This window comes from Bradyrhizobium sp. (genome assembly GCF_052389815.1).
GTDB lineage: Bacteria > Pseudomonadota > Alphaproteobacteria > Rhizobiales > Xanthobacteraceae > Bradyrhizobium.
Map to the genome: position 1 here is coordinate 1 of NZ_JBQTHN010000138.1, position 8691 is coordinate 8691.

Annotated in this window: 7 protein-coding genes; 3 read left to right on the plus strand and 4 right to left on the minus strand. The window is 65.0% G+C overall.

What is annotated here, in order from left to right:
* Window positions 1-144 precede the first annotated feature (144 nt).
* The 3 genes from otsA to ACT4OC_RS22075 form a co-directional block, all read right to left on the minus strand.
* Window positions 145-1602, minus strand: a complete 1458-nt coding sequence (otsA, locus tag ACT4OC_RS22065) for an alpha,alpha-trehalose-phosphate synthase (UDP-forming) (protein WP_444841156.1) — start codon at window positions 1600-1602, stop codon at window positions 145-147.
* A gap of 221 nt (window positions 1603-1823) precedes the next feature.
* Window positions 1824-2657, minus strand: coding sequence for a trehalose-phosphatase (gene otsB / locus ACT4OC_RS22070; protein WP_444841162.1), 834 nt, complete (start codon window positions 2655-2657; stop codon window positions 1824-1826).
* 6 nt (window positions 2658-2663) lie between these two features.
* Window positions 2664-4106, minus strand: a complete 1443-nt coding sequence (locus ACT4OC_RS22075; protein WP_444841157.1) for an MFS transporter — start codon at window positions 4104-4106, stop codon at window positions 2664-2666.
* Window positions 4107-4335: 229 nt separating this feature from the next.
* On the opposite strand from ACT4OC_RS22075, the gene ACT4OC_RS22080 reads away from it, so the two are divergent.
* Window positions 4336-4647 (plus strand): DUF3175 domain-containing protein, encoded by a 312-nt coding sequence (locus ACT4OC_RS22080; RefSeq protein ID WP_444841158.1) that lies wholly within the window; start codon window positions 4336-4338, stop codon window positions 4645-4647.
* Between the two features lie 144 nt (window positions 4648-4791).
* Here ACT4OC_RS22080 and ACT4OC_RS22085 read toward each other — a convergent pair whose 3' ends face one another.
* Window positions 4792-6831, minus strand: a complete 2040-nt coding sequence (locus ACT4OC_RS22085) for a methyl-accepting chemotaxis protein (RefSeq protein WP_444841159.1) — start codon at window positions 6829-6831, stop codon at window positions 4792-4794.
* 298 nt (window positions 6832-7129) lie between these two features.
* On the opposite strand from ACT4OC_RS22085, the gene ACT4OC_RS22090 reads away from it, so the two are divergent.
* Together ACT4OC_RS22090 and ACT4OC_RS22095 are read left to right on the plus strand one after the other, a co-directional pair.
* Window positions 7130-7615 (plus strand): (2Fe-2S)-binding protein, encoded by a 486-nt coding sequence (locus ACT4OC_RS22090; RefSeq protein WP_444841160.1) that lies wholly within the window; start codon window positions 7130-7132, stop codon window positions 7613-7615.
* Between the two features lie 83 nt (window positions 7616-7698).
* Window positions 7699-8691, plus strand: a 993-nt coding sequence (locus ACT4OC_RS22095) for a xanthine dehydrogenase family protein molybdopterin-binding subunit (protein ID WP_444841161.1), incomplete at its 3' end; no start/stop codon positions are given.

The following is an 8691-nucleotide window of genomic DNA, read 5'->3' on the forward strand; positions in this document are numbered from 1 at the left end:
GTCATTCCGGGGCGCGTGTAGCGCGAACTTTGATGTGCGATTGCACATCAGAGAATCCATCTGACGACACGTAATGCGGCCGTTGGATTCCGGGCTCGCGCGTTGCGCGCCCCGGAATGACGGATCCTGTGGGTGGGCCACGAACTAATGATACCGCGCGTTGCTGTTGCTGGCTTTGCGGAAGGGCCAGAAGGCGGTCTTGGCGATGACGGGCGCCAGTTCGTTGCGGTCGAGGCGGCAGTCGTTCAGGGCGTCGGTGAAGTCGGCGAACCATTGCTGGATGGTGTGGCCGCGCAGTTTTTTCATCATCGCTTCCCAGCGCATGCGGCGTTCGGTGAGCGGCATCGACAGCGCCATCGCAATCGTGCGCGCCATGCCGTCGATGTCGTGCGGGTTCACCAGCAGCGCGGTGTCGAGCTCGTTGGCGGCGCCGGCGAATTTCGACAGCACCAGCACGCCGGGATCGACCGGGTTTTGGGCTGCGACATATTCCTTGGCGACGAGGTTCATGCCGTCCTGCAGCGGCGTCACCACGCCGACCTGCGCAGTGCGGTAGAGCCCCGCGAGCACGGCCTGGCCATAGCCCTTGTTGAGATAGCGGATCGGCGTCCAGTCGACCTCGCCATGCTGGCCGTTGACGTCGCTGACGAGCTTGGCGACCTCGCTCTGCAGATTTCCATAGGCCTCGATCGCGCCGCGCGAGGGCGTTGCGATCTGCAGCAGCGACACGGTGCGCGCCAGTGACGGATGAAGTTGCCACATCCGGTCGAACGCCTTGATGCGGTTGGTGAGACCCTTTGAATAGTCCAGCCGGTCGACGCCGATCGCGAGCTTTTCGCCGTTCAGGCTGCGGCGCAGCCGCGAGACGTCCGGATGCGTCGAGGCCTTCGCCGCGAGCTGCGCGAACTGGCCGGGATCGATGCCGATCGGAAACACCGCGGCGCGGGTGCGGCCGTGGCACGAAGTGATGACGCCGTCATGCACGCGGAGGCCGAGATCGGATTGCGCGTAGGACAGGAAATTCTCGCAGTCTTCCTCGGTCTGGAAACCGATCAGGTCATAGGCCAGCATCGCCTCGATCAGCTCGCGATGATGCGGCACGCCCGACATCACCGCGCGCGACGGCCACGGCGTGTGCAGGAAGAAGCCGATCGGCTCGCTGACGCCGAGATCGCGCAGCTCGGCGCCGAGCGCGAGGAAATGATAGTCCTGCACCCAGAACGCGGTGTCGGCCTTGCGGAAGCGCAGCAGCGCCCGCGCCATGAAAGCGTTGACCTCGCGGTAGGACATATAGTCCTCGCGCGTAGCGCGGATCAGGTCGGGCCGCGAATGCATCGCCGGCCACAGCGCCGAATTGGCGAAGCCTTCGTAATATCCGCCGTAATGCGCAGCCGGCAGGTCGAGCAGCGCCAGCGCGCCGGCGCCGAGCGACTCGATTTCCGCGAACGGTTCCTGCGCGCCGTCGCGGACGCGCCCCGAAGAACCGACCCAGATCGCGCCGGAATTCTCGACCACGGGCAACAGCGCCGCGGCGAGCCCTCCGGTCATGGGCTCGTTGGCCTTTCCGCGCGCGACGCGATTTGAAACGACAACGAGGTTCACAATTCCCCTCCCGATGAAGTCCGTCGTTTAACTGTTGTTCATCAATATGGTTCCGGGAACACGGTGTTTGCGAATTGAAACCAAATTCTGGCGAGTTGCATGGAACTCGCGCCGTCCGGCGAAAAGATATTTCGGGAGAGACGCGCAAGGATGCGCAAAATAATCGTAATCGGGAAGCGCGCGGCGAAATCGGTTTACGATTGTGGCGCTCGCCGCTCCCTTTATGGCAGCGGTGCGTCCCTTTCGTCGTCAAGCAGGTGAGCGAGGAACTCGCGCACGTCGCTCGGCGCATCGAAATGGCCCGCCACGCCCTTGGCCCTGCGGCCGACCGAAAACGCGATGCCGTCGAGATCGGGCATGATCGCGAACACCGATTCGTCGGTGACGTCGTCGCCGATGAAGAAAGGCTTGCGGCCCTTGAAAGGCGGATGCGCCATCAGCTCGCGCACGCCGCTCGCCTTGGTGAAGCCGGAATGCTTGATCTCGCAGACCTGCTTGCCCGGCAGCACCTCGATCGGCGCATCCGGCAGATCGGCGCGGATCAGCGACACCGCGGCATAGATCGCCTTCTCCGCATGCGGGGCGAGGCGATAATGCAGCGCCAGCGAATAGCCCTTGTCCTCGAGCAGGATTCCCGGGCTGAGTTTTGCGATGGCCGCCAGCCGCCGTTTCAGCTCCTTGTCGAGCGGCGGGGCATGCGCCGCGACGGCCTCGGCTTCCGCATCGATGCGCATCTCGGCGCCATGGCCGCCGACGGCGGGGAATTGGTCCGGCGCGAAGATGAGGTCGATGTCGTTGAGCGAGCGTCCGCTGACCAGGGCCAGCGCGCCGCCGGTGCGCCGGTACAGGCGGCTCAGCGTTTTCGCAAGGCCCGGCGGCACCCACACCTCGCGCGGCGTCGGCATCAGATCGAGCAGCGTGCCGTCGATATCGAGCAGCACGGCGGTCTCGCTCAGGTGCGGCACCAGCGAACCCGGCACCGGAACGGTTTCCAGCGCCTCATCGTCCTCGGGTGCGACGTTTTCCAGCGGCATTACGGCCAGCCCTTGATCCATCATATCCTACTCCACAAAAGCGAGCGGCTTGGCAACCGATTCCAGCGAGCGCCGCTCGGCGGCGACGCAGTAGCGCCAGGCGACGGCCGCCGCCGCGATCATCAGGGCGGAGCCAAGCAGGTAGCCCGCGAACACGGTTCCGCGCGACCCCGTATCGATCAGCACGCCGAACAGCGCCGGACCGATGACGCCGCCAATGCCGGTGCCCACCGCATAGAACAGCGCGATTGCGAGAGCGCGCACTTCCAGCGGAAAGGTTTCGCTGACGGTGAGGTACGCCGCACTCGCAGCCGGCGAAGCAAAGAAGAAGATCACCATCCAGGCGATGGTCTGGGTCTGCGCGGAGAGCGCGCCGATCGAGAACAGATAGCCGGAGACCGCCAGCAGCAGGCCGGAGGTGCCATAGGTAAAGGCGATCATGGTGCGCCGTCCCATGGTGTCGAACAGGCGTCCGAGCAGCAGCGGGCCGAGGAAATTGCCGGCGGCGAAGGGCAGGATGTACCAGCCGACGTTACTCGCGGGGATGCCGAAGAAGTCCGTGAGCACCAACGCAAAGGTGAAGAAGATGGCGTTGTAGAAGAAGGCCTGCGAGGCCATCAGCACGAGGCCGACCATCGAGCGCTGCCGGTAGGCGGAGAACAGCGTGTGCGCGACTTCGCCGAGCGGCGTATGGCTGCGCATCCTCAGCTTCATCTTCGGGAATGGCCCGCCCGCCTGCGAATATCCCAGCGCCGACCGCTCGATCCCGTCGACGATGGCATGCGCCTCATCCGGCCGGCCATGGATCATCAGCCAGCGCGGGCTCTCCGGGATCCACATCCGCATGACGAATATGACGATACCGAGGCCGGCGCCGGTGAGATAAGCAAGCCGCCATCCGAGATCGATGCCGACCAGCTGCGGATCGAGCAGCACGATGGCGGCGACCGCGCCCATCGCCGCACCGATCCAGAAGCTGCCGTTGATCACGAGATCGGTCCAACCGCGATAGCGCGCCGGCACCAGCTCCTGGATGGTGGAATTGATCGCGGTGTATTCGCCGCCGATGCCGGCCCCGGTGAGAAACCGGAACAGCGCGTAGGTCGTGACATTCCATGACAGCGCGGTCGCGGCAGTGGCGAGAAGATAAAGTGTGAGCGTAACGAAGAACAGCTTGCGGCGTCCGATGCGGTCGGTGAGCCAGCCGAAGCCGAGCGCGCCGAGCACGGCACCGGCGAGATAGGCGCTGTTGGCGAGCCCGACGTCGAAGTTGGAAAATTGCAGCGCCGGGCTTTCCTTCAGTGCGCCCGACAGCGCGCCGGCAAGCGTGACTTCAAGTCCGTCCAGGATCCAGGTGATGCCGAGCGCGAGTACGACGCGGGTGTGAAAGCCGCTCCAGCGCAGATGATCGAGCCGCGCAGGTATGCTGGTCTCGACGATGCGGGAATTGTCCTGCTCCAGCGCTGCCATAATACGCGTTTCCTGCGCCGGATTGCGCTCGATCCTCTGCAAACTCATTGCGACCAACGAGAAAGACCTCGGAGAATCGGAGCCCCCAAGGTTTCTCACCTCTGTTCGGTGTCAGCCATGCCTGCCACGCCTTGATAACGTCCGTATGGCCATGCAGTTCCCGCATTGCGGCACTGGAACGATGCGGATTTGCATCTGTTTTCAGATTGTTAACCGAATGGAGCATGCAATGCCCGCACAACGCAAAGGCGCCCCGCGCAAGAAGACTTCGCCGCGGCGCTGGTCGCAGCGCGTAACGCGCGAAAGCGATGCGCTGGATCTGAAGAAGGGCGTGTTCAAGCTAACGAGCGCGAGGAAGATCGCCGCGTCGTTGAAGCGCTCGGCCGAGCGAAGTTCGCGCCGCAAATCCGGCGCCTACCGCTCGGCGCTGTCGATGCTGACGTTCTATATCAACCGCGCGGGCAAGACACTGCCGAAGACGGAGCGCGCGCGGCTGGAGCGCGCGAAGGCGGAGCTGAAGCACCAGTTCGGGAGGGATTAGCAGGCTGCGCGCACAGGCGAGCTGTTGAGCGCGCATGTTGCCACGTCATGGCGTTGAGCGAAGCGACGAAGCAATCCATCCTTCCCGGGCGGAGAGATGGATTGCTTCGCTGCGCTCGCAATGACGGTAGCAGGCAGCCGTGCCCTACGCCGCGCGGATATTCGCCATGAAGCGGTCGAGCTCTTCGCGCAGGCGGGTGCTTTCGTTCGATAGCGTGCGCGCCGAGTTCAGCACTTCCTCGGAAGCCGAGCCGGTTTCGGTGGCGCCGCGATTGACCTGCATGACGTTGTCGGAGGCCTCCTGCGTGCCGCGGGCGACATTCTGCACGCTGCGCGCGATCTCCTGCGTCGCCGAGCCCTGCTCCTCCACGGCGCTGGCGATGGTCGATGCGATCTCGGAGATCTTGCCGATGGTGCCGCCGATCTCCTTGATGGCGATGACCGATTCCTGCGTCGCGCCCTGCATGCCCGAGATGTGGTTGGAGATCTCGTCGGTCGCCTTCGCGGTCTGGCTTGCCAGCGTCTTCACTTCGGAGGCGACCACGGCAAAGCCGCGGCCGGCATCGCCCGCTCTCGCCGCCTCGATGGTGGCATTGAGCGCCAGGAGATTGGTCTGCTCGGCAATCGCGGTGATCAGCTTGACCACGTCGCCGATCTCCTGCGCCGCCTTCGACAGCCGGCCGATGCGGTTATCGGTCTCCTCGGCCTGACGGACGGCCGCGACCGCGATGTCGTTGGACTCGCGCACCCGCCGCCCGATCTCGTTGACGGAGGCGGAAAGCTCTTCGGTCGCCGCCGCCACCGACTGCATGTCGCTGGAAGCCTGGCCCGAGGCGTCGGCTACCTGGCTGGACAGGCTCTGCGTCGTCTCCGCGGTGCGGGTCAGCGTGCCGGCGGCGGACTCGAGCTGCGCGGCGGAGGCCGAGACATTGGCGACGATCGAGCCGACGGCCGTCTCGAACTGATCGGCGAAACGGATCAGCTCGGATCGCCGCGCCGCGGCGCTCGCCTTGTTCTGGGCTTCCTGTGAGGCGGCGTCGCGCTCGGCCTTGGCGACCGCCTGCATCTTGAACTCTTCCACGGCGCTTGCCATCTCGCCGAGCTCGTCGCGGCGGCCGAGGCCCGGCAGTACGACGTCGAAATTGCCGCCGGCGAGCTCGCGCATCGCCTTGCACATCGCGATCATCGGCCGCGAGATGCCGCGCCCCAGCATCAGCGCCAGCACCGCGCCGAGCAGGAAGCCGCCGACCGCGAGCATCAGGATCAGCCGCTCGGTCTCCGCGATCGTCGCATTCGACTCCTGCTCGAACCGCGCCTGATCGGACACCAGGCCGGCCTTCATCGCTGCCGCGCCTTTCATGATGGCTTCGGCCGAATCGCCCATCTCGGCGATCAGCTCGTCGATCTTGGTCTTGTTCGCAACCAGCTTGGTGAGCGCTTCGCGGTAGGTTTTCAGGAGCGACAGCATCTCCTTCACCACCGGCTCGATCTTGTCGTTGCTGGTCGGGACGTTCTTGACCCCGTTTTCCAGGAAGCTGAGGCGGCTGAGCGCGCTTGTCGACGCGGACAGGTCGCCGCTCACCACGAAGTTGTTGGAAAACACCTTGATGGCCTGGAACTGGGTGGTGATGGTCTTGGCCTGGAATACCACCGCCTCGAGATTGAGCTCCTGCGCATTGCTGGCGAGATCGTCCAGCTTGTATTCCAGCGACATTTCGCTGCGGGTCAGGGAGTTTCTCGTCAGGTAGTCGCTCTCTTCCTTGGTCTTCAGGATGTCGGCGAAGATCTTCGTGAAGGCACCGAATTCGCGCGCCAGCTTGGTGACCTGCTCCAGCCGCGCCGGATTGGTGGTGCCCCGCATCGACGCCTCGACAGCGCCCTTCAGGCCTGCTTCAGCCGCCAGCGCCGCCTTGCTGTCCTCTTCCTTGCCCGTGAGCACGTAATAGCGCGCGAGCGCCCGGTAGGCGATCACCTCACGGTCGATATTTCGGGCATGGTCCGCCTCGGTAACGCTGTTGCGGTAGGCGGTGACGCCCGCCGCGACGCGCTCGAAGCCGAGATAGGCGATCCCCATGCTGACGGCGGAGATCGTCAGCACGACGGCAAAGCCGAGCATGATCTTGCCGCGAAAACGCAGGGTTGGCAGGTGGATCGACCGCAGCCCGCCGCGCTTGAAAGTTCCCATCCCCGCCCCCATCAGCAGATAAAGCCAGCCGGATCGGGGGCCGGCGCCCCCAACCGCTAACGCAAACTTACGGCCAAATGGATAAAGGTGCGTAAATCCAGCGGGGGTCCCGGGGGTTGTCGAGGATTGCAGGGGGCGCCATAGGCTTCCGGCCGGGCCATTCGCCGCACCCCGCCGCTCTCGTCATTGATGCGCCAGCGATCACATCCGCATCCCCGGACGAAAATCCTAGTTGCAAGTTCCAGCGCCGCTGTCTCTAATTAGAACCAATCAAAAAGCATCATCGGGAGGAGTGAGCGTGTCCAAAGTCCAACTGAATGTGAACGGCAAGTCGGTCTCGGTCGACGTCGACGACCGGACCCTCCTCGTCCATCTCTTAAGGGAAAATCTCAACCTGACCGGCACGCATGTCGGCTGCGACACCAGCCAGTGCGGCGCTTGCGTCGTCCACATCGACGGTCGCGCGGTAAAATCCTGCACCGTGCTGGCGGCCCAGGCGGCCGGCAGCGAGGTCGTCACCATCGAAGGCATCGCCAAGGGCGACGAGCTGCACCCGATGCAGGCCGCCTTCCGCGACAATCACGGCCTGCAGTGCGGCTTCTGCACCCCGGGCATGATCATGTCGGCCGTCGACATCGTGCAGCGTTATGGCGGCAAGCTGGACGAGGCCACCGTCCGCCACGAGCTGGAAGGCAACATCTGCCGCTGCACCGGCTACCACAACATCGTGAAAGCGGTGCTGGATGCGGCTTCCCGCATGAAGGTCGCGCAGGCCGCCGAATAGCGGCCCCACGCCATCTACCGAATTCAATCCGCTGCAGCCGAAGCGGCGGCACATCACAACATCTCCGGTTGGGAGGACTATCAATGGGCGTTGAAGGCATTGGCGCAAGCGTCGTGCGCAAGGAAGACAAGCGGTTCATCACCGGCAAGGGCCGCTACGTCGACGACATCAAGCTGGTGGGCCTGACCTACGCCCACTTCGTCCGCAGCCCGCATGCCCATGCCAAGGTGAAGGGCATCGACTCCTCCGCGGCCATGACGATGCCGGGCGTGATCGCCGTGCTGACCGGCCAGCAGATCGTCGACGACAAGATCGGCAATCTCATTTGTGGCTGGGCCATCACGTCGAAGGACGGCTCGCCGATGAAGATGGGCGCGTGGCCCGCCATGGCGCCGGAGACGGTGCGCTTCGTCGGCCAGGCGGTCGCGGTCGTGATCGCCGAGACCAAGAACCAGGCGCGCGATGCGGCGGAAGCCGTGGTGGTCAACTACGAGGAGCTGCCGGCGGTCGCCAACGTCACCGCCGCACTCAAGCCCGGCGCCCCGCAGTTGCATCCGGAAGCCCCCGGCAACGTGATCTATGACTGGCACATCGGCGATGACGCCGCCGTGAAGGCAGCGTTTGCCAAGGCGGCCAACGTGGTGAATCTCGATCTCACCAACAATCGCCTGGCGCCGAATGCGATGGAGCCGCGCGCGGCGATCGCCGATTACGACGCCGCCGAAGAGCATTTCACGCTCTACACGACCTCGCAGAACCCGCATGTCGCCCGCCTCGTGCTGTCGGCGTTCTACAACGTCGCGCCCGAGCACAAATTGCGCGTGATCGCGCCCGACGTCGGCGGCGGCTTCGGTGTGAAGAGCGCGCTCTACCCGGAGGAGGTCGTCGTCTCCGCGCTCGCCCGCCGGCTCGGCCGCCCGGTGAAGTGGGTCGGCGACCGGCGCGAGGACCTCCTGACGAGCACCCAGGCGTGGGACGAGGTGATCGACGCCGAGCTGGCGGTGGGCGACGACGGGACCGTGCAGGGGCTGCGCGCCCGCGTGCTGGCCGACGTGGGCGCCTACTCCATCTATCCC